The sequence below is a fragment of the Achromobacter sp. UMC46 genome, from assembly GCF_014170335.1.
Classification (GTDB): domain Bacteria; phylum Pseudomonadota; class Gammaproteobacteria; order Burkholderiales; family Burkholderiaceae_B; genus Achromobacter.
Map to the genome: position 1 here is coordinate 295,802 of NZ_LZZS01000035.1, position 19,222 is coordinate 315,023.

At 65.9% G+C, this 19,222-nt stretch carries 18 protein-coding genes; 5 read left to right on the top strand and 13 right to left on the bottom strand.

Features of this window, described 5'->3' with window-relative positions:
* Positions 1-57: 57 nt before the first annotated feature.
* Positions 58-987, top strand: a complete 930-nt coding sequence (hslO, locus tag A9973_RS25220; RefSeq protein WP_183016360.1) for an Hsp33 family molecular chaperone HslO — start codon at positions 58-60, stop codon at positions 985-987.
* A gap of 89 nt (positions 988-1,076) precedes the next feature.
* Positions 1,077-1,814, top strand: coding sequence for a TadE/TadG family type IV pilus assembly protein (locus tag A9973_RS25225; RefSeq protein ID WP_183016361.1), 738 nt, complete (start codon positions 1,077-1,079; stop codon positions 1,812-1,814).
* Between the two features lie 9 nt (positions 1,815-1,823).
* On the opposite strand, the gene ftsB is transcribed toward A9973_RS25225, so the two are convergent.
* The 4 genes from ftsB to A9973_RS25245 form a co-directional block, all read right to left on the bottom strand.
* Complete coding sequence (ftsB, locus tag A9973_RS25230; RefSeq protein ID WP_183016362.1) at positions 1,824-2,264, bottom strand: cell division protein FtsB; 441 nt, start codon at positions 2,262-2,264, stop codon at positions 1,824-1,826.
* A gap of 71 nt (positions 2,265-2,335) precedes the next feature.
* Positions 2,336-3,622: a phosphopyruvate hydratase gene (eno, locus tag A9973_RS25235; RefSeq protein ID WP_183016363.1), complete on the bottom strand. Its 1,287-nt coding sequence runs from the start codon at positions 3,620-3,622 to the stop codon at positions 2,336-2,338.
* Positions 3,623-3,626: 4 nt separating this feature from the next.
* Positions 3,627-3,911, bottom strand: coding sequence for a DUF1330 domain-containing protein (locus A9973_RS25240; protein WP_006223888.1), 285 nt, complete (start codon positions 3,909-3,911; stop codon positions 3,627-3,629).
* 216 nt (positions 3,912-4,127) lie between these two features.
* On the bottom strand, positions 4,128-5,780 hold the full coding sequence (locus tag A9973_RS25245) for a CTP synthase (RefSeq protein WP_183016364.1): 1,653 nt from the start codon (positions 5,778-5,780) through the stop codon (positions 4,128-4,130).
* Between the two features lie 220 nt (positions 5,781-6,000).
* Between A9973_RS25245 and A9973_RS25250 the strand changes: the two genes are divergently transcribed.
* Entirely contained in the window at positions 6,001-7,008 is a 1,008-nt protein-coding gene (locus A9973_RS25250; RefSeq protein WP_183016365.1) for a hypothetical protein, read from the top strand.
* Between the two features lie 79 nt (positions 7,009-7,087).
* Here the strand turns inward: A9973_RS25250 and A9973_RS25255 are convergent, their stop codons facing one another.
* The 9 genes from A9973_RS25255 to A9973_RS25295 all read right to left on the bottom strand — a co-directional run bounded on the left by A9973_RS25255 (position 7,088) and on the right by A9973_RS25295 (position 18,272).
* Positions 7,088-8,878 carry an aminopeptidase P family protein gene (locus A9973_RS25255; RefSeq protein WP_183016366.1) on the bottom strand — a complete coding sequence of 597 codons (1,791 nt, stop codon included), beginning with the start codon at positions 8,876-8,878 and terminating at the stop codon, positions 7,088-7,090.
* A 14-nt stretch (positions 8,879-8,892) separates the two neighbouring features.
* Complete coding sequence (locus tag A9973_RS25260) at positions 8,893-9,717, bottom strand: M55 family metallopeptidase (protein ID WP_183016367.1); 825 nt, start codon at positions 9,715-9,717, stop codon at positions 8,893-8,895.
* A 20-nt stretch (positions 9,718-9,737) separates the two neighbouring features.
* Positions 9,738-10,832: a P1 family peptidase gene (locus A9973_RS25265; RefSeq protein WP_183016368.1), complete on the bottom strand. Its 1,095-nt coding sequence runs from the start codon at positions 10,830-10,832 to the stop codon at positions 9,738-9,740.
* Between the two features lie 123 nt (positions 10,833-10,955).
* Entirely contained in the window at positions 10,956-11,855 is a 900-nt protein-coding gene (gsiD, locus tag A9973_RS25270; protein ID WP_183016369.1) for a glutathione ABC transporter permease GsiD, read from the bottom strand.
* 7 nt (positions 11,856-11,862) lie between these two features.
* Positions 11,863-12,783, bottom strand: coding sequence for a glutathione ABC transporter permease GsiC (gene gsiC, locus A9973_RS25275; protein ID WP_054423936.1), 921 nt, complete (start codon positions 12,781-12,783; stop codon positions 11,863-11,865).
* Positions 12,784-12,872: 89 nt separating this feature from the next.
* Entirely contained in the window at positions 12,873-14,426 is a 1,554-nt protein-coding gene (gene gsiB / locus A9973_RS25280) for a glutathione ABC transporter substrate-binding protein GsiB (protein ID WP_183016370.1), read from the bottom strand.
* Between the two features lie 66 nt (positions 14,427-14,492).
* The gene (locus tag A9973_RS25285; protein ID WP_183016371.1) at positions 14,493-16,379 is read right to left on the bottom strand and encodes a dipeptide ABC transporter ATP-binding protein; all 1,887 of its coding nucleotides are present in this window, start codon (positions 16,377-16,379) and stop codon (positions 14,493-14,495) included.
* 40 nt (positions 16,380-16,419) lie between these two features.
* Positions 16,420-17,400, bottom strand: coding sequence for an isoaspartyl peptidase/L-asparaginase family protein (locus tag A9973_RS25290; protein ID WP_183016372.1), 981 nt, complete (start codon positions 17,398-17,400; stop codon positions 16,420-16,422).
* A complete protein-coding gene (locus A9973_RS25295) occupies positions 17,397-18,272 on the bottom strand; it encodes a MurR/RpiR family transcriptional regulator (protein ID WP_183016373.1) in 876 nt (291 codons plus the stop codon). The genes A9973_RS25290 and A9973_RS25295 overlap by 4 nt, the downstream gene beginning before the upstream one ends.
* A gap of 198 nt (positions 18,273-18,470) precedes the next feature.
* Between A9973_RS25295 and A9973_RS25300 the strand changes: the two genes are divergently transcribed.
* Positions 18,471-18,929, top strand: a complete 459-nt coding sequence (locus tag A9973_RS25300) for a GNAT family N-acetyltransferase (RefSeq protein WP_183016374.1) — start codon at positions 18,471-18,473, stop codon at positions 18,927-18,929.
* Positions 18,930-19,026: 97 nt separating this feature from the next.
* Positions 19,027-19,222 (top strand): helix-turn-helix domain-containing protein (locus A9973_RS25305; RefSeq protein ID WP_183016375.1); only part of this gene is annotated, 196 nt, incomplete at its 3' end.

Consider the following 19,222-nt stretch of genomic DNA (forward strand, 5'->3'; position numbering starts at 1 on the left):
CGAACCCCCTTGCTGGCAGCAGGGGGAATCCCCCGCCTGATCGGCTAACATTCCGCTATGACCGATCAGCTTAAAAAATACCTTACCGAAGACCGCAGCGTCCGCATCCAGGCCGTGCGCCTGGACACGACCTGGAAGGCCGTTCAGGCCAACCACGACTACCCGCCCGCCATCACCCACCTGCTGGGCGAACTGGTGGCCGCGTCCACCCTGCTTGCCGCCAATATCAAGTTCGAAGGCTCGCTGGTGCTCCAGATCCAGGGCGACGGCCCCATCGCCCTGCTGGTGGTGGAATGCCGTTCCGACCTGAGCCTGCGCGCTACCGTCAAAGTGCGCGAAGGCCATGACGTTCCCGCCGACGGCACGATGCAAAGCCTGCTGAACCCCGGCGGTGGCGGCCGCTTCATCGTGGTGCTGGATCCGCAGCGCAAGCTGCCCGGCCAGCAGGCCTATCAGGGCATCGTGCCCCTGGAAGGCGAGACCGTGGCGGAAGCCCTGCAGCACTACATGAAGGCGTCCGAGCAGTTGGACACCCGCCTGTGGCTGGCGGCCGACGCCGACCATGCGGCCGGCATGCTGATCCAGCGCCTGCCCTATCACGGCGGCTCGGATGCGCCGCTGCTGACCGAACAGGCCGCAGCGGAAACCTGGGACCGCACCAACGCGCTGGCCAGCACCCTCAAGCGAGACGAAGTGCTGGAGGCCGAGATCGACACGCTGATCCACCGCCTGTTCTGGGAAGACACCCTGCTGGCGTTCGATCCGGTGACGGTGCGCTGGCACTGCCCGTGCACCCGCGAACGCGTCGCAAGCATGCTGCGTTCGCTGGGCGAAGAGGAAGTCAACAGCGTCCTGGCCGAGCGCGGCCAGGTGGACGTGTCCTGCGACTTCTGCGGCAAGCCCTACAAGTTCGACGCCGTCGACTGCGCCACCTTGTTCGCGCCGAACCAGCCGCCGGCCGACGACGCGCCCCCGACGGTGCATTGATTCCCGGCCGTCCCGCGCCCCGGGACGGTTTCATCCCTTCGGATTGTCCGCATCGACAGGCGGTCATGCCCGCGCCACACTGCGCAGCCATGACCGCCTTTTTCTTTGCCTGCCCGCGGCAGCGGGGTGCCGCCGCCATCGAATTCGCCGTAGCGGGCGCCGTGGTACTGCTGCTGGGCCTCTTGGCGATCGACGCCGCCCGCTGGCAGGCGGTGCGGCAGATGGCACACCTGGCGCTGATCGAAGCCGCCCGCGCGGGCGCGACCGCCCATGGCGACCCCGCCCGTATGCAGCAAGCCTTTCAACAAGCCTTGCTGCCGCTGCACGCGGGCGCGGATGGGGATGGCGGCCGCACCGGTGCGCAACGCCGGCGGGAACGCGCCCAGGCCGAGGTCGCGGCATTGACCGGCCTGACCCCGTGGCGGATCGAAATCCTGGGTCCTGACGCCCAGGCGTTCCGCGAGCATGGCCGCGCCGGCCTGACGGTCGCGGCGGCCCGGGGCTTGCGCGCGATCGACAACGACTACCAAGACCTTCAGCATGCGCGCAGGCCTCCCCGGCCGGGAGGCATCAGCATCTTCGAAGCGAACACGCTGAAACTTCGCCTGACCTACCTGCACCGGCCCTGGTTGCCGCCCGTGCGTGCGCTGCTCGCCTTGCTGGGGCGTACGGACGCCACCTACGCAGGCGTGGCGCGCGCGCAGGGTCTGCTGCCGATTCAGGTGGAACTGGAAATGGAGATGCACTCGCACCCGGTCGATTGGGCGGGCAAGGCGCCCCAGCCAGCGGGAATGGTGGCCGGCGCGTGCCGCAACGCCACGTGCTGAGGAAAAACCTCAGTGCCGGGTCGTGGCGTTGTTGGCCGGACTAGTGGGCTTGGGTGCGGTAGCAGGCGTGGCCGCCCGGGCAGGCGGCTTGGCGGCCGGTGCGCTGGCGCGCGTGGCGGTGGGCGGCTTGGCAGCGGGATCCGCCGCAAGCGACGCGCCGGCAGCGGGCGGCTGCGTGTTCTGCGGCAGGATGTGCACGAAGACTTCGCCCTCGCGCATCATGCCGAGCTCGCCGCGGGCGCGCTCTTCGATGGCGCCGGTGCCGCCTTCAAGATCCCGCACTTCGGCTTCCAGCGCGGCGTTGCGCGCGCGCAGGCCTTCATTGGTCTCGCGCTGCTCCGCCACCTGGCGTTGCAGATCCCAGACCTTGAACCAGCCGCCCTTACCCAGCCACAGCGGGTATTGGATCAAGCCGACCAGCACGAACAGCACCAGGAACAACAGGCGCATACGCGAGAACCCTCAGAGCAGTCGTGGCGCGGATGCGGCCGCGGCGCCAGGCGCCGCGGCCGCGCTTCCCATCAACGCAGGTTGTAGAAAGCTTCCAGGCCAGGATACGACGCCACTTCAGCCAGCTCTTCCTCGATGCGCAGGAGCTGGTTGTACTTGGCCATGCGATCCGAACGGGACAGCGAACCCGTCTTGATCTGCATCGCATTGGTCGCCACGGCGATGTCGGCGATGGTCGAATCTTCGGTTTCGCCCGAACGGTGCGACACGACGGCGGTGTAGCCGGCGCGCTTGGCCATTTCAATGGCGGCGAAGGTTTCGGTCAGCGTGCCGATCTGGTTGATCTTGATCAGGATCGAGTTGGCGACGCCCTTCTGGATGCCTTCGCGCAGGATCTTGGTGTTGGTGACGAACAGGTCGTCGCCCACCAATTGCACCTTCTTGCCCAGTTGGTCGGTCAGCAGCTTCCAGCCGTCCCAATCGTTTTCAGCCATGCCGTCTTCGATGGAGATGATCGGGTACTTGTCGCACCACGTGGCCAGCAGGTTGGTGAACTCTTGCGAGGACAGCGAGATGCCGCCTTCGCCGGCCAGCGTGTACTTGCCGTCGCGGTAGAACTCCGAGCTGGCGCAATCCAGGCCCAGGGCGATCTGCGTGCCCGGCTCGTAGCCGGCTTCGGTGATGGCCTTCAGGATCAACTGGATAGCCGCTTCATGGCTGGGCACGTTGGGGGCAAAGCCGCCCTCGTCGCCGACGGCCGTGGACATGCCCTGGCCGTGGATCAGCTTCTTCAGCATGTGGAAGACTTCAGCGCCCCAACGCAGGGCTTCGCGGAAGCTGCCTGCGCCGACCGGCAGGATCATCAGTTCTTGCAGGTCAAGCGTGTTGTTGGCGTGCGCGCCGCCGTTGATGACGTTCATCATCGGCACGGGCATGCTCATGGGGCCGCTGCCGCCGAAATAGCGGTACAGCGACAGGCCCGACTCGTCGGCGGCGGCGCGGGCCACGGCCATGCTGGCGGCCAGGATCGCGTTGGCGCCCAGGCGTTCCTTGGACTCGGTGCCGTCCAGCTCGATCAGGGTGCGATCGACGAAGGTCTGTTCCTGGGCGTCCAGGCCCATCAGGGCTTCGGAGATTTCCGTATTCAGGTTTTCAACGGCGCGCAGCACGCCCTTGCCCAGATAACGGCTCTTGTCGCCGTCGCGCAGTTCGATGGCTTCGCGGGCGCCGGTGGAGGCGCCGGACGGCACGGACGCGCGGCCCATGGCGCCGGACTCCAGCAGCACGTCACATTCCACGGTAGGGTTGCCGCGCGAATCCAGAATCTCGCGGCCGATGATATCGACGATTGCACTCATGACTTTACATTCCCTGAACGATAAACATATTCATGACGGCCGCGCCCTCTCGGGCGTTGCGGGCACGGCGGTACTGCCAGGAGTCGTAGAAGGCCTGGGCGGCGGCCATGGAGGGGAACTCCATGACGACGGTGCGGCCAGGCTCACGGCCCTCAAGGTGCTTGGACTCTCCGCCGCGCACCAGGATCTTGGCATCGTACGCGCGCATGGCGAGCGTGGACAGACGCTTGTAGTCCTCGTATTGGGCAGGCTTGGTCACCGTGACGTCGGCGATGAGGTAAGCACTCATGGGGTTCCTTCAGGGCAGTTGCGTTGTTGGGTATCTACAGCGGATAGCTGACGCCAGATACGGCAACGCCGCCAGTGTCGCGCAAGGCGGCCGGGCGACGCATATCCGATGCTAATTGGTTGTATCCCAAAGCAGCGCCGCCGTACAGGGCGGCGCCGGGAAAACGGCCCGCGGCCCCGAGGATCCGCTTACGGAACTCGAGACCGCAGACGCGCATTACGCCACCTGACCGCGGCGAGCCTTTTGCTCGATGGCGGCGCGGATATAGCTGGAGAACAACGGGTGGCCATCACGCGGCGTGGACGTGAACTCCGGGTGGAACTGGACACCCACGAACCACGGGTGGTCGGGCAGTTCCATCATTTCCGGCAGGTTCTCGGACGGCGTGCGGGCGCTGATCACCATGCCGGCCTCTTCCAGGCGCGGCACGTAGACGTTGTTGACCTCGTAGCGGTGACGGTGACGCTCGTTCACTTCGTCGCCGTAGATGGTCTGCGCGCGAGTGCCGGCCTTGATCGGCACGCGCTGCGCGCCCTTGCGCATGGTGCCGCCCAGGTCGGACGTGTTGTCGCGCTTTTCGACCTTGCCTTCGCGGTCCATCCACTCGGTGATCAGGGCCACCACTGGGTGCGGGGCGGACGGATCGAATTCCGTGCTGTTGGCGCCGCCCAGACCGGCGACGTGGCGCGCGAACTCGATGACGGCCAGCTGCATGCCCAGGCAGATGCCCAGGTACGGCACGCCGTTTTCACGGGCGTAGCGGATGGCGGCGATCTTGCCCTCGGTGCCGCGCTTGCCGAAACCGCCCGGCACCAGGATGGCGTCCAGGTGCTTCAACTGGTCGGTGCCGCGGGTTTCGATGTCTTCCGAGTCGATGTACTCGATGTTGATCTTCGAGCGCGTGTGGATGCCGGCGTGGACCAGCGCTTCCGTCAGCGACTTGTACGATTCGGTCAGGTCGACGTACTTGCCAACCATGCCGATCGTCAGCTGGTGCTGGGGATGCTCAAGCGCTTCGACCAGGTTGTCCCACATGGACAGGTCGGCCGGCGGCGGGGTCAGGCCCAGCGCTTCGCAGACGATGTTGTCCACGCCTTGCTTGTGCAGCATGGCCGGGATCTTGTAGATGGAATCGGCGTCCCAGACGGAAATGACCGCGTCCAGGGGCACGTTCGAGAACATCGAGATCTTGGCGCGCTCGTCGTCCGGAATGGGACGGTCGGCGCGGCACAGCAGCGCGTTCGGGTAGATGCCGATTTCGCGCAGCTTCTGCACCGAGTGCTGGGTGGGCTTGGTCTTCAGTTCGCCGGCGGAGGCGATGAAGGGCACCAGGGTCAGATGCACGAAGGCCGCGTTGTTGCGGCCCATGCGCAGGCTCATCTGGCGAGCGGCTTCCAGGAAAGGCAGGGACTCGATGTCACCCACGGTGCCGCCGATCTCGACGATGGCGACGTCCGTGTTGCCGTTCCAGCCGGCTTCGGCGCCACGGGCGATGAAGTCCTGGATTTCGTTGGTGATGTGCGGGATCACCTGGACAGTCTTGCCCAGGTAGTCGCCACGGCGCTCTTTGCGCAGCACCGATTCGTAGATCTGGCCCGTGGTGAAGTTATTCACCTTGTGCATGCGGGCGGAAATGAAGCGCTCGTAGTGGCCCAGGTCCAGATCGGTTTCGGCGCCGTCTTCCGTGACGAACACTTCACCGTGCTGGAAGGGGCTCATCGTGCCCGGATCGACGTTGATGTACGGGTCGAGCTTCAGCATGGTGACCTGCAAACCACGCGATTCGAGAATGGCGGCGAGCGACGCAGCGGCGATGCCCTTGCCCAGGGAAGACACCACTCCGCCGGTGACAAATACGTATTTGGTCATCGTAATGAGCACCCGGGACGAGCGGGCGCGTGCGGGAAATTTGGATTATAGCCGGGCGGCGGCGGTTATTTGGGTTTTCCCCTAGCGATGACGCGTAACATTTGGCAGCACTCGAAACGCGTTGACGGCAAGCGCGTTGCATGGCGCGGCGCGGCGTCGTGCTATGTTCGATCCCTAATTTTTCGACTGCTGTTTTTTCTCAACACTTCCCGCCCAGCCGATGACCGATCCCGTCCGATCCCCCTCTTCGCTCGCCTGGCGCCTGGCGCTTACCGCCGTGTTCCTGCGCCTGGCTTACGCCGCCGCCGTCCAGGGCTACATGCTGATCGGCTTGCCCCAGTTCCAGGACATGCGGGAGCTGCACACCCAGCCCCAGTACCTGGTGCCGATGCTGGCCCATATCGTCATGGCGGCAGTGATCGCCGGCTTGACGACCTGGGGCGCCATGCGCCGCTGGCTGGCGCGCAACAACACCATGGCGGTGGATGAACCCCGCAAGCTGTTCGGCACCTTCATCGCCCTGCTGCTGCTCTACACGCTGGCGGTCGCCGCCGGCACGGCCTTCCTGCACAACGCCCTGATGCAGTTCGTCATGAACAACCGCGGCATGCTGGAGGAGTGGTCCGGCATGGGCATGATCGGCCAATTCATGACGCTGGGCATCGCTACCCGCGTCGTGACCATCTTGCTGGAGATCATCGGCGTCTGGGTCGTCGTGCACATCGCCGCCTGGACCGTGCAGCCCGCCGGCCCGGCCGGCGGCCCGCCCTACGACCGGCGCCATGCGGCCTGGATCACCGGGCTGACCGTGCTGGTCTGGCAACTGGGCGTCTCGATCGCAGTGGGCGGCTTCCTGCACATGCAATCCCGCAATACGGGCTGGACGGAATTCACGCTGGGTTACCTGATCCTGCCCGCGATCCTGATGGCGATGTGCGTCCTGCTATGCCTGAACCTGCTGCCGCGCTTCCTCGGCATGGCGCGGCTGGGCCGGGCGGTGGCCCATGGCACGCTCGCGTTCTGGCTGGCCCAGGCGTTGGGCGTCGGCCTGGGCTACGTGGCCGTCCGGGCCATGACCTGGGACCAATTCATGCGCGCCGCGTCGTCCTACATGACGGGGATCGTGGTGCTGCTGGCCTACGGCTTGCTGCTGGCGCTGGCCTGCGTGATCGGCAGGCGGGCGCTCTATCCCCGCGCGATGGCCGCGCAGCCGTACGGCAGCCTCTGATCGCTCTGGTACCCGGCAAAAGAAAAGGCCGTGGGCATGACGCCCGCGGCCTTTTTCATGCGTTCGCGCAAGCGGCTGATCAGATCGCCGCGGTGCGGCGGGTAAGCCAGGCCAGCGCCTCGCCCTCGACCAGCGGCGACAGGCGTTCGAACACCGTCTTGTGATAGTCGTTCAGCCAGGCGGTCTCGTCGGCGCGCATCAGCGACGGCTCGATGCAGCGCGTATCGATGGGGCACAGGGTCAGCGTCTCGAAGCACAGGAATTCACCCAGCTCGGACGTCAGCCAGCTGCGGTTGGCCACCAGGTTCTCGATGCGCACGCCCCACCGGCCCGGACGGTAGATGCCCGGTTCATTCGACGTGATCATGCCCGGTTCCATCGCGGTGTGCGGACCCGGCATGGCGCGGTACGAGATCACCTGCGGGCCTTCGTGCACGTTCAGGAAGTAGCCCACGCCGTGGCCCGTGCCATGGCCATATTCCGCGCCGCCCTCCCAGATGGGGGCGCGGGCGATGGCGTCCAGCATGGGCGACGGCGTGCCGCGCGGGAACGACGCGCGCGACAGCGCGATCATGCCCTTGAGCACCAGCGTGAAGTCCACCTTCTGGTCGGCGCTGGGCGTGCCCACCGCGGCCACGCGGGTGATGTCGGTGGTGCCGCCCAGGTACTGGCCGCCTGAATCGATCAGCAGCAGGCCATCGCCTTCGATGGTCGCGTGCGATTCCGGCGTGGCGCGGTAGTGCGGCATGGCGCCGTTGGCGTTGAAGCCGGCGATGGTGGCGAAGCTGGGGCAGACGTAGCCGGGCCGGCGCGCGCGGGCGGCGGTGATCTGCTCGTCTATCGTCAGTTCGGTGATGGTTTCCTTGCCCAGCGCGCCCTCGAACCACGAAAAGAACTCGCAGAGCGCCACACCGTCCTGCGCCATTGCCTGGCGCACGTTGGCCAGTTCGGCGTCGGTTTTGCGGGACTTCAGCAGCGTCGACGGGTTGATCGCCTCGATGCGCGGCACCGCGGGGTCCATGGCGTGGAAGACGCCGCAAGTCACGCGCGCCGGATCGATCAGCAGTTTCTGGTCCAACTCCAGCGAGGCCAGGGCATCGGCGGCCTGGGCATAGCCCGCCACGTCGACGCCGTCGGCGGACAGCGTGGCGCGCAGCGCGTCGTCGACCTTGCCGTCGGCCACGAACAGCGTGGCGTGGTCCAGGCCGATCAGCGCGTGGCCGACGAACACCGGGTTGTAGTCCACGTCGGCGCCGCGCAGGTTCAGCAGCCAGGCGATGTCGTCCACCGTGCAGATGACGTGCACGTCGGCGCCGTGCGTGCGCATGGCGGCGCGCACCTGCGCCAGTTTATCGGCGCGGGCCACGCAGGCGTTGGGCGCGACGTGTTCGTATATCTTCGCGTCGGGCAGGCCGGCGCGGTCCGTCCAGACCTCTTCCAGCAGGTCGGCGCGGATCTCCAGCGTGGCGCCGGACGTGGCCGCAGCAGCCGACAAGGCGCGGAACGCGCCCAGCCCCAGCACCTGGCCGTCCACGCCGATGACGTCGCCTGCCCGCGTGTTGGCGGCCAGCCAGTCGACATGGCCCGGCGTCGAGGCCAGGGCGATCTTCATCAATTGCACGCCCGTGCCGGCCAGTTGCGCCTCGGCCTGCACCCAGTAGCGGCTGTCCACCCACAGGCCGGCGAAGTCGGCCGTGACGACCAGCGTGCCCACCGAACCCGTGAAGCCCGACAGCCAGCGCCGCCCCTGCCAGCGGGCCGGCAGGTACTCGGACAGGTGCGGGTCCGAAGAAGGAACGATATAAGCGGACAGGCCGCGGCGGCTCATGGCCTGCCGCAATTGGGCGATACGGGCGTCGGTGCTAGACATGGGGGATGGGATCCTTAGCGCAACATGAAAGACATGGCGGCCAGGCTGTTCAGCGTACGGACGGCGGCCTGCATGCTATCCGTGGTGAATCGCAAGGTGACGCCGTCCACGCGTTCCAGCGTGGGCCACATGCAGAACAGATCGGCCAGCGCCGCGCTCTGCGTCTGCAACCGGCATTCTATAGGGGCGGGAATGTGGAAAGGAACGGGGGCCTGCTTCTTCAGGTTGCGCACGGCGGTTTCGGCCGCGGCGGCGATCGCACGGCGCGACGCGGCCGGCGACAAGGTGACGCCGCTGCCCTGGCCGTGGGCCACTTTGGTCTGCACCCATTCCGCGCCCGGGAAGGTGTCGCGGGTTTCCGAAATGAACACGTCGTCGCCCGTTCCCAGGATGACGGGCACGCCCATTTCACCGGCGAGCGCGCCGTACAGGCCGGCTTCGCCCAGCTCCATGCCGTTGATGAACACGCGCGAGAACGCGAAGCTGTTGATCGTGTGGGCCAGGACGCCGCGGCCCTGCGAGCGCGAGTGGTAGCCGATCATGAAGACGGCGTCGCAGCCCTCTTCCAGGCCGCCCATCATGCCCAGGTAGCGCGGCTTGCCCAGCACCAGGCGGGCGCGCTCGTCCAGGCCGTCGGGCAGCAGGTTGCGGAAACCGCCATGCGAATCGTTGACCAGGATCTCTTCCGCGCCGCCGGCGATCGCGCCTTGCACGGCCGCATTGGCCTCGGCGGTCATCCAGGCGCGGGCGCGCTCGTATTCGCCGTTGCCGGCGCGGACTTGTTCAGCATGGAAGACGCCGGCGACGCCTTCGATATCGGTGGAAATCAGGATCTTCATGGGGTCAGGCCTCGAGGGATTCAGAATGCGGTGTCGGACAGCCACTGGCGCCACTGGGGCGCCGCGTCGCGGATCGCGGCGCGGTGATGGCCATCGCGTCCGGTCACGCCGTCGGCATGCCAGAGCGCGGAAATGATGGCCTGTTCGCAGGCCTCGGCGGCCGCTTCGAACAGGGGATCGATACGGGATTCATGCAGCATCGCAACCGAAGGCATCGGCTGCTCGGCCAATTGCGGGATCGTATACGCGGTGGAAAATGCCAGCGAGATGTCGCCGCTGCCGTGGCCGAACACCGAGCCGGTGCGCGCCAGGCCCGCGCCGGCCCGCAGGGACAGGCGCCGCAATTGGCGCGAATCCAACGGCGCGTCGGTCGCCAGCAGCAAGATGATGGACCCCTTTTCGGGCACGATCACGGCGTTCTCGCCTTGCTGCGCCAGGCCACGGCCCAACTGGTCCGCCAGCCGGCGGCCGAACGGCCGGCCCGCCACGGTCAGGTTGGGCAGGCGGCCGAAGTTGGACAGCACCAGCGCGCCGACGGTGTAGCCAAGGCCGGGCTGGACGGTGGCTACGCGGGAGGCCGAACCGATGCCGCCCTTGAACGAAAAGCACGACATGCCGCGCCCCGCGCCCACGGCGCCTTGGGCGAACGGTTTGGCCGCGCCGGCCAACGCATCGGCGTAGTGCGCTTCGGCTACGGCCAGCGCCTGGATGTCATTCAGGTAGCCGTCGTTGCATTCGAAGACCAGCGGGTTCACGGTCGCCATGCCGCGGCCAATGCCGGGATTGGCGGCCACTGCCTGGCGGATCTGCGCATTGGCGACCGTGCCGACGCCGAAGGTGTTGCTCAGCGCGATGGGCGTTTCCAGCACGCCCAGTTCCTGCACCTGGATCAGGCCGGTGCTTTTGCCGAAACCGTTCAGCACGGTGGCGGCGGCGGGCACCTTGTCCAGATAGGGGTCGCCGCCATGCGGGCGCACGACGGTCACGCCGGTCTGCAGCGGGCCGTCGGCCAGGGTGCAGTGCCCGACCGTGACGCCGCCCACGTCACAGATCGTATCCAGCGGCCCCGACGGCAGCACGCCGATGCGAGGAAGGTCCAGTGCTTGTGTGTCCATGGTTTTCGCCAAGGTCCTTAATGCAAAACGCCGCCGTCCCGAGGGGAGCGGCGGCTGAACGTAGAGGCTGCCCCCGTGCCGCGCGCCGTCGGCGCGGCGGCCGGCGACGGGGCCTCGACCTCTTTACTTGCGGTCGATCTTGGGATCGAGCGCGTCGCGCAGGCCGTCGCCCAGCAGGTTGAAGGCCAGCACCGTCAGGAAGATGGCCAGGGCCGGGAAGATCGCCACGTGCGGCGCGATCACCATGTCGGCGCGCGCTTCGTTCAGCATCGCGCCCCACTCCGGCGTGGGAGGCGACGCGCCCATGCCCAGGAAGGACAGGCTGGCCGCGGTGATGATCGACGTGCCGATGCGCATCGTGCCGTACACCACGATCGGCGAGATCGTGCCGGGCAGGATGTGGCGCATGATGATCGTCCAGTCGGACGCGCCCACGCTCTTGACCGCTTCGACATACGTCATCTGCTTGATCGACAGGGTGTTGCCGCGCACCAGGCGGGCGAACGCCGGGACGCTGAACACGGCCACGGCCACGATCACGTTGACCATGCTGGAGCCCAGGATGGCGACCACGCCGATGGCCAGCAGCATGCCGGGAAACGCCAGCAGCACGTCCGAGATGCGCATCGTGATGCGTTCCCACCAGCCTTCGTAGTAGCCGGCCATCAAGCCCATGAAGGTGCCGACGACGGCGCCCATGGCCACTGACAGGAAGCCCGCGGCCAGCGAGATCCGCGCGCCCATGACGATGCGGCTGAAGATGTCGCGGCCCAGCGAATCCACGCCCAGCCAGTGGGTCAGCGACGGGCTGGCGTTCAGCGCGTCGTAGTCGAAGAAGTTCTCGGCGTCGAACGGCACGATCCACGGCGCGAAGACCGCGATCACGACCAGCAGCAGCACGAAGATGCCGGCGCCCACGCCCAGCTTCTGCTTCTTGAATTTGCGCCAGAACTCGGTGGCGGGCGTGCGCACGTCGTTCTTCGGAGCGGCGGCGATGGTCGTGGCGGGTGTCGTATTGCTCATGGCCGCCTCACTTGTAACGGATGCTGGGATTGATGACGCCGTAGAGCACGTCGACAATCAGGTTGATCAGGATGAATTCCAGCGAGAACAGCAGCACCAGGCCCTGAATCACCGGATAGTCGCGCTGGGTCACGGCGTCGACCAGCAGACGGCCAAGGCCGGGCCAGTTGAACACCGTCTCGACGACGATGGAGCCGCCCAGCAGGAAGCCGAACTGCAAGCCCATCATGGTGACGACGGGGATCAGCGCGTTGCGCAGCGCGTGCTTGATGATGACGCGGCGTTCGGTCAGGCCCTTGGCGCGCGCTGTGCGCACGAAGTCTTCCTGAATGACTTCCACAAACGATGCCCGCGTGAATCGCGCCATCACGGCGGCCACCGCGGCGCCCAGGGTGATGGACGGCAGTATGTAGTGTTGCCAGGTCGAGGCGCCCACCGTGGGCAACCAGCCCAGGTTCACGGAGAACACCTGCATCAGCATCATGCCCAGCGCGAACGCGGGGAAAGAAATGCCTGACACCGCCAGGGTCATGCCAAGCCGGTCGGGCCAGCGATTGCGCCACACCGCCGACACGATCCCGATGATCATGCCGAACGACACTGACCACACCATACTGGCGAGCGTCAGCCACAAGGTGGGCATGAAGCGGTCGGAAATCTCGGTCGAGACGGGGCGCTTGGTACGCAAGGACGTACCCAGGTCTCCTTGCAGCATATGGCTGAAATAGCGCACGAATTGCTGCGGCAGGGGCAGATCCAGCCCCAGTTCCTTGCGCACCAGCTCGACCGTTTGCTGGTCGGCCTCCTGGCCCGCGGCCAGTCGCGCCGGGTCGCCCGGAAGCATGTGCACAAACAGGAACACGACCACGGCTACCAGCAGCAGCGTGGGGATCATGCCCAAAAGACGTTTGACGATGTAGGTCAGCATTGAAATTCCTGCAACATCGGCGGGGACACCGCGCCCCCGCCGTATGTGGCCTTACAAGGGCCCGAAGGCCCCGAGAGTGACTGCTAGGTTTACTGCTTCAGTTCGATGTCGCCGAACCAGAACGAGGTGTCCGGTTCCACGTACACGCCGGACAGGTTCTTCGACTTCACGTACAGGTTGTTCTGGGTCACCAGGAAGGCCCACGGGGCATCCTTCCAGATGGTTTCCTGAACGTTCTTGTAGATTTCCGTCTTCTTGGCGCGATCGGTCGTGGCCAGCGCAAGCTGGATGCCATCGTCCACCGACTTGTTCGAGTAGTACGACACGTTGTTCAGCACCGGCGGGAACGCGGCGGTGCTCAAGAGCGGACGCAGGCCCCAGTCGGCTTCGCCGGTCGAGGACGACCAGCCGGCGTAGTACATGCGGACCTTGGCGTCTTCAGGCTTTTGCACCTGTTGGACGCGCTGCACGCGCTGACCCGATTCCAGCACTTCCACCGACACCTTGATGCCGACTTGCGCCAGCTGCTGCTGCAGGAACTGAACCACCTTCACCGAGGTGCCGTCGTTATAGGCGGACCACAGTTGGCTTTCGAAGCCGTTCGGGTAGCCGGCTTCAGCCAGCAGGGCCTTGGCCTTCTTGATGTCGTACGGCCACGGGCCGGTCTTGTGTGCGAAGTCCACGCCGGTCGGCACGACGCCGTCAACGACGGTGGCGTAGCCCGAGAAAGCGACCTTGGCCAGGGCTTCCTTGTTGATGGCGTAGTTGATGGCTTCACGCACCTTCGGGTTGTCGAACGGCTTTTGCTGCGTGTTCATCGACAGGTAGCGGGCCATGATCGAGTTCTTGTGATCGACCACATCCAGCTTGTCGTTCTTCTTCAGCACAGCGGCTTGTTCGAACGGCACCGGGAAAGCGAACTGCGCTTCGCCCGTTTGCACCACGGCGGCGCGCGTGTTGTTGTCGGTCACGGTACGGAAGGTCAGCGTGTCGACCTTCGGGTAGCCCTTCTTCCAGTAGCCGTCGAACTTCTTGACCTTCAGGTATTCAGCCGGCTTCCATTCGACGAATTCGAACGGGCCCGTACCCACCGGGTGGAAACCGATTTCCTTGCCGTACTTGGCCAGGGCTGCCGGCGAGATCATCATGGCGGCCGGGTGGGCCAGCGCGTTGATGAAGGCCGAGAACGGCTTCTTCAGCGTGATCTTGACGGTCAGCGGATCCAGCACGTCGATCTTCTCGATGACGCTGAACTGGATGTAGCGCGACAGGCGGTTTTCCGGGTTGGCCGGACGGTCGAAGTTGATCTTGACCGCTTCGGCGTTGAAGTCGGTGCCGTCATGGAACTTCACGCCCGGGCGCAGCTTGAACGTGTAGACCAGGCCGTCTTCGCTGACGGTGTAGTCGGTCGCCAGGACCTTCTGGACCTTCAGGTCCTTGTCGAATTCGAACAGGCCTTCGTAGTAGGCCTTGCCGGCCGCCTGGTTCAGGGTGCTGTTGGTGTTGTACGGGTCAAGCGTTTCCAATGCGATGGAGACGGCAAACGTCACGTCCTTGGCGGCAAACGCCAACGGCGAAGTGAGCACGCCGAAGGCCACCGCGGCGGCGGCCATCAGCTTGGTGGGGCGCAGAACTTTCATCATTGCAACTCCTGGTTCCAAAACGGAATTAGGGGGTTTGGTGGAAGAAAAACAAGTACGACAACGGAATCAATACGCGCCGCCGACCGGATGGCGGGCAACGAAGTGATCGGTTCCAACCTGCACCAGCGGCTGCACCACCGGCTCGTCGCCGAGCTTGCGGATGGGGCTGGGGATTTCATCGGACAGCAAAGTGCGCTTCAGATGGCGGCGCGCCGGATCGGCGATCGGCACGGCCGACATCAGCTTCTTGGTGTACGGGTGCTGCGGGTTCTCGAAAATGGCGCGGCGCGGGCCGATCTCGACGATCTGGCCCAGGTACATCACGGCCACGCGATGGCTGACGCGTTCGACGACGGCCATGTCGTGCGAAATGAACAGGAACGAAATGCCCATGTCGCGCTGCAGGTCGATCAGCAGGTTCACGATCTGGGCCTGGATCGACACGTCCAGCGCCGACACCGATTCGTCCGCGATCACGACCTTCGGGTTCAGGGCAAGCGCGCGCGCGATGCAAATGCGCTGGCGCTGGCCGCCCGAGAACTCATGCGGGTAGCGCTGCGCCATTTCCGGCGGCATGCCCACGCGTTCCAGCAATTCGGACACACGGCGCTCGGCGTCGCGCCCCTTCGCCACGCCGTGCACCAGCAGCGGCTCCATGATGGAGAAGCCGACGGTGACGCGCGGGTCCAGCGAGGCGAACGGGTCCTGGAACACGAACTGGATGTCGCGGCGCAGGGATTGCAATTCACTGTTCTTCAGGCGCACGATGTCGCGGCCGCCGAACTTGATCTCGCCGCCCTGGCTGTCGACCAGGCGCAGCAGCGAGCGGCCGGTCGTGGACTTGCCGCAGCCCGATTCGCCCACCAGCGACAGCGTCTCGCCCGGAAACAGGTCGAAGCTGACCTGTTCCACGGCGTGCACGCGGCGCTGCACGCGGCTGAGGATGCCGCCGCGCAGGTCGAAACGGGTCACCAGGTTGCGCACGCTCAGGATGGGCTCGCGCTTTTCGCCGGACACGACGTGCGTGCTGGCGGCGGCGGGTTCGGCCACAGGTTGCGCCTGGCCTTCCACCTGCAGCAGCGGGAACCGCGCGGGCAGGTCGGTGCCTTCCATGGCGCCCAGCTTCGGCACGGCCGACAGCAGCGCCTTGGTGTACGTGTGCTTGGGGGCCGAGAAGACCTGATCCGACGGGCCCTCTTCGACCTTGTCGCCGCGATACATGACCAGCACCCGGTCGGCCACTTCCGCGACCACGCCCATGTCGTGGGTGATGAACACCACGCCCATGTGCATTTCTTCCTGCAGCTGACGGATCAGTTGCAGGATCTGCGCCTGGATGGTGACGTCCAGCGCGGTGGTGGGTTCGTCGGCAATCAGCAGCGCCGGCTTGCAGGCCAGCGCCATCGCGATCATCACGCGCTGACGCATGCCGCCCGACAACTGGTGCGGGTAGCGGTCCAGCACCGACTTGGCTTCCGGGATGCGCACTTGTTCCAGCATGCGCAGCGCTTCGGCGCGCGCGGCGGCGGCATCCTTGCCCTGGTGCTGACGGATCGATTCGGCGATCTGGTCGCCCGCCGTGAACACTGGGTTCAAGGAGGTCATCGGCTCCTGGAAAATCATGGCCATGTCGGCGCCGCGCACATTGCGCATGACGCGTTGGCTGGAACCGACCAGGTCGATCACGGAGCCGTTGCGCCGGCGCAGAGCCATGCGGCCCTGGGCGATGCGGCCGCCGCCATGTTCCACCAGACGCATGAGAGCCAGGGACGTCACCGACTTGCCCGAACCCGATTCGCCCACGATGGCCAGGGTTTCACCCCGGTCCACATGGAACGACAGGTTGCGCACGGCTTCGACCGTACGCTCCGACCCTACGAAGCGCACCGTCAGGTCGTCGACCTGGACCACGCGGTTTTCCGGCAGCGCCAGGCTGTTTGCGCGATCAACCATCTTTATTAATCCCCAATATCAATACAGAACCCGCCGCCGCTCATCGATAGATGGCGGTGACCGGCTTTTCGCCTACGCGGGCGTAACCCCGATACATGCCTTCCGTGTTGAACGGCAAGGCCACATTGCCCTGGGCGTCGACGGCCACCAGGCCGCCCTTGCCCCCGATGGTGGGCAGTTTTTCCATCACGACGCGATCCGCCGCCGCTTCCAGCGACGCGCCGCAATATTCCATCTGCGCCGCCACGTCATAGGCCGAGACCATGCGGATGAACATCTCGCCGGTGCCCGTCGTGGAGACTGCGCAGGTCTTGTTGCTGGCGTAGGTGCCGGCGCCGATCAACGGCGCGTCGCCGACGCGGCCGACCTGCTTGTTGGTGATGCCGCCGGTAGAGGTGGCGGCGGCCAGGTTGCCCTGGGCGTCCACGGCCACCGCGCCCACCGTGCCGAACTTCTTGTCGGCGTCCAGCGGATCGGCCGGCGCGGGCTGGCCGCGCGCGACCATGGCCTGGCCGTCGTGGTCCAGCACGGCGGCTTCCGGCGTCTCGCGCTGCACGCGCAGCAGTTGTTCGCGGCGGGCGTCGGTCGAGAAATACGACGGGTCGACGATTTCCAGGCCCGCGTCGCGTGCGAAGGTTTCGGCGCCCTCGCCCACGAAGAACACGTGCTTGCTGGTTTCCATGACGCGGCGCGCGGCGAAGATCGGATTGCGCACGCAGTTCACGTTGGCAATGGCGCCCGAACGCAGCGTGGCGCCGTCCATGATGGCGGCGTCCAGCTCGTGCGTGCCGGCGCTGGTGAACACCGCGCCGTGGCCGGCGTTGAACAGCGGGCAGTCTTCCAGCAGGCGGACGGCTTCGGTGACGGCGTCCAGCGCGCTGCCGCCACGGGCCAGCACGGCTTGGCCGGCCGTCAGGATCGACTCCAGGGCGGCCAGGTATTCCTGTTCTTTCTCGGGCGACATGGCCGCGCGGGACATCGCGCCGGCGCCACCGTGAATGGCAATCACGGGTTGAATCATCGTTTACCTACTCCATGGATAAGCCACGGCATCACGGACTGGGTCACCCCAGCCGCGGCCGCGACGGAATTCTTGGCCCGATAGGCCACTGCGGCAGACAGGGCTTCGATCAGCCCCAGCGCAGCGGTTTCGGAATTGGGGATCAGCTGGCGCGCGGAAAACGCGTACAGCACGACGGATGCCGTGGGCGCCAACGGAGACGTGGGTTTGTCGGTCAGCACCAGCACCGGCACGCCGGCCTGCTTGGCGGCGGCGGCCAGCGTCACGGTGTCGGCCAGATAGCGCGGAAAGCCGATCGCGATCACCAGATCCTTGGCGGTCATGCGCGACATCTGGCGCGCGGCATGCGACACGCCGCCGGGGCCTGCCAGCGATTCGACCGAATGCAGGCTCATGCACAGGCCGCGTTGCAGCAGCCCGGCCAGGAAGCCGCTGGCACCGAAACCGATGATGAACACGCGGTCGGCGGCCAGAATGGCTTCCACCGCCTGTTCACAGGCGGCCGAATCCAGCGATTGCAGGTTGCGCTGCGCGTTGCGGATGTCTTCTTCCAGCGTGGCGGCGAAGATCTGCACGGCGCTGGCGGAATGCGCCAGTTCGGTGCGCAGCTTTTCGACGGGTTCCAGCGCGGCTTCGAACCCGCGCGCCAGTTCGGCGCGGAATTGCGGATAGCCCGGCAGGTCCAGGGCGCGCGCAAAGCGGTTCGCCGTGGCCACCGATACCCCCACCGCCGCTGCGAATTCGTCGATGGTCATCGTGGCGGCGCGGAACTGGTGCGCCAGCACGTACTCGGCCATCTTGTGCTGCGTCCGGCTCAGCGCGGGCTGAGCCCGGGCGATCCGATCAGCGATCGTAAGTGTGGCCTTGTTCATCGGTTCGGGGAGCGTCTTAGCGGAGGATTGTGTAAATCTGTTTACACACAAATTTTAGATAAGAAAATTCATTTTCATAGTAAGGGTATACCCGTGAAATTATGTAACAGTGCATCAAAAGAAACGGGGCCGGTTTGAGGTACGCTATCGGCGCCCGCTTTTCACCCTTTTTCGCCCCTGCCGCCTTGGATTGACGCGATGCCCGATTGGATCTGCAAACCCCACCAGGACCTGACCGTGCCGGAGATCTACGCGATCCTCCGCCTGCGCACGGAAGTCTTCGTCATCGAACAGAACTGCCTCTTCCAGGACATGGACGGCAAGGACCTGGTCGGCCAGACGACGCACCTGATGGCATGGCAAGACGGCCAGCTGGCCGCCTACTGCCGGATCCTGGACCCGTCGCTGAAAGACGGCCAGATCGAGATCGGGCGCGTCATCACCGCGCCCTGGACGCGCGGCCAGGGCCTGGGCCACGAGCTGATCCGCCATGCGATGCAGGAAGTGCGCCAGCGCTGGCCCGGCCGCGCCATGTACCTGGGCGCCCAGGCGCGCCTCTGCCACTACTACGGCGGCCACGGCTTCGTGCAGGTCACCGAGGAATACATCGAAGACGGCATCCCGCACGTGGGGATGCGTCTGGACGAGGCGGCCTAGCCGCCCCGGCCCGCCCCTTTTCTTCTCGCCATAAAAAAACGCCCCTTGAACTGACCCCCGAAAGTTGGACATTGATCCAACCTTCGGGGGTTTTTACATGGCGAAGTACGACGAGCAGTTCAAGTTAAAGGTGGTGCGGGAGTATTTGAAGGGTACTGAGAGCGGTCGGTCGGTGGCGGCGCGTCACGAACTGGACCATTCAGTTGTCCGACGATGGGTTGAGAGCTATCGCGTGCATGGTTTAGCGGGCCTGCGCCGGCAGTCAGGCACGTACAGCGCACCCTTTAAGCAGT

What these genes read in the sequence shown, in the direction of transcription:
- eno (WP_183016363.1), bottom strand. Translation starts at nt 3,622, where the DNA reads ATGAGTGCAATCGTCGATATCATCGGCCGCGAGATTCTGGATTCGCGC.
- A9973_RS25285 (WP_183016371.1), bottom strand. Translation starts at nt 16,379, where the DNA reads ATGGTTGATCGCGCAAACAGCCTGGCGCTGCCGGAAAACCGCGTGGTC.
- gsiB (WP_183016370.1), bottom strand. Translation starts at nt 14,426, where the DNA reads ATGATGAAAGTTCTGCGCCCCACCAAGCTGATGGCCGCCGCCGCGGTG.
- A9973_RS25265 (WP_183016368.1), bottom strand. Translation starts at nt 10,832, where the DNA reads ATGGACACACAAGCACTGGACCTTCCTCGCATCGGCGTGCTGCCGTCG.
- A9973_RS25255 (WP_183016366.1), bottom strand. Translation starts at nt 8,878, where the DNA reads ATGTCTAGCACCGACGCCCGTATCGCCCAATTGCGGCAGGCCATGAGC.
- ftsB (WP_183016362.1), bottom strand. Translation starts at nt 2,264, where the DNA reads ATGCGCCTGTTGTTCCTGGTGCTGTTCGTGCTGGTCGGCTTGATCCAA.
- A9973_RS25300 (WP_183016374.1), top strand. Translation starts at nt 18,471, where the DNA reads ATGCCCGATTGGATCTGCAAACCCCACCAGGACCTGACCGTGCCGGAG.
- A9973_RS25225 (WP_183016361.1), top strand. Translation starts at nt 1,077, where the DNA reads ATGACCGCCTTTTTCTTTGCCTGCCCGCGGCAGCGGGGTGCCGCCGCC.
- A9973_RS25290 (WP_183016372.1), bottom strand. Translation starts at nt 17,400, where the DNA reads ATGATTCAACCCGTGATTGCCATTCACGGTGGCGCCGGCGCGATGTCC.
- A9973_RS25295 (WP_183016373.1), bottom strand. Translation starts at nt 18,272, where the DNA reads ATGAACAAGGCCACACTTACGATCGCTGATCGGATCGCCCGGGCTCAG.
- gsiD (WP_183016369.1), bottom strand. Translation starts at nt 11,855, where the DNA reads ATGAGCAATACGACACCCGCCACGACCATCGCCGCCGCTCCGAAGAAC.
- A9973_RS25245 (WP_183016364.1), bottom strand. Translation starts at nt 5,780, where the DNA reads ATGACCAAATACGTATTTGTCACCGGCGGAGTGGTGTCTTCCCTGGGC.
- A9973_RS25250 (WP_183016365.1), top strand. Translation starts at nt 6,001, where the DNA reads ATGACCGATCCCGTCCGATCCCCCTCTTCGCTCGCCTGGCGCCTGGCG.
- gsiC (WP_054423936.1), bottom strand. Translation starts at nt 12,783, where the DNA reads ATGCTGACCTACATCGTCAAACGTCTTTTGGGCATGATCCCCACGCTG.
- A9973_RS25240 (WP_006223888.1), bottom strand. Translation starts at nt 3,911, where the DNA reads ATGAGTGCTTACCTCATCGCCGACGTCACGGTGACCAAGCCTGCCCAA.
- hslO (WP_183016360.1), top strand. Translation starts at nt 58, where the DNA reads ATGACCGATCAGCTTAAAAAATACCTTACCGAAGACCGCAGCGTCCGC.
- A9973_RS25260 (WP_183016367.1), bottom strand. Translation starts at nt 9,717, where the DNA reads ATGAAGATCCTGATTTCCACCGATATCGAAGGCGTCGCCGGCGTCTTC.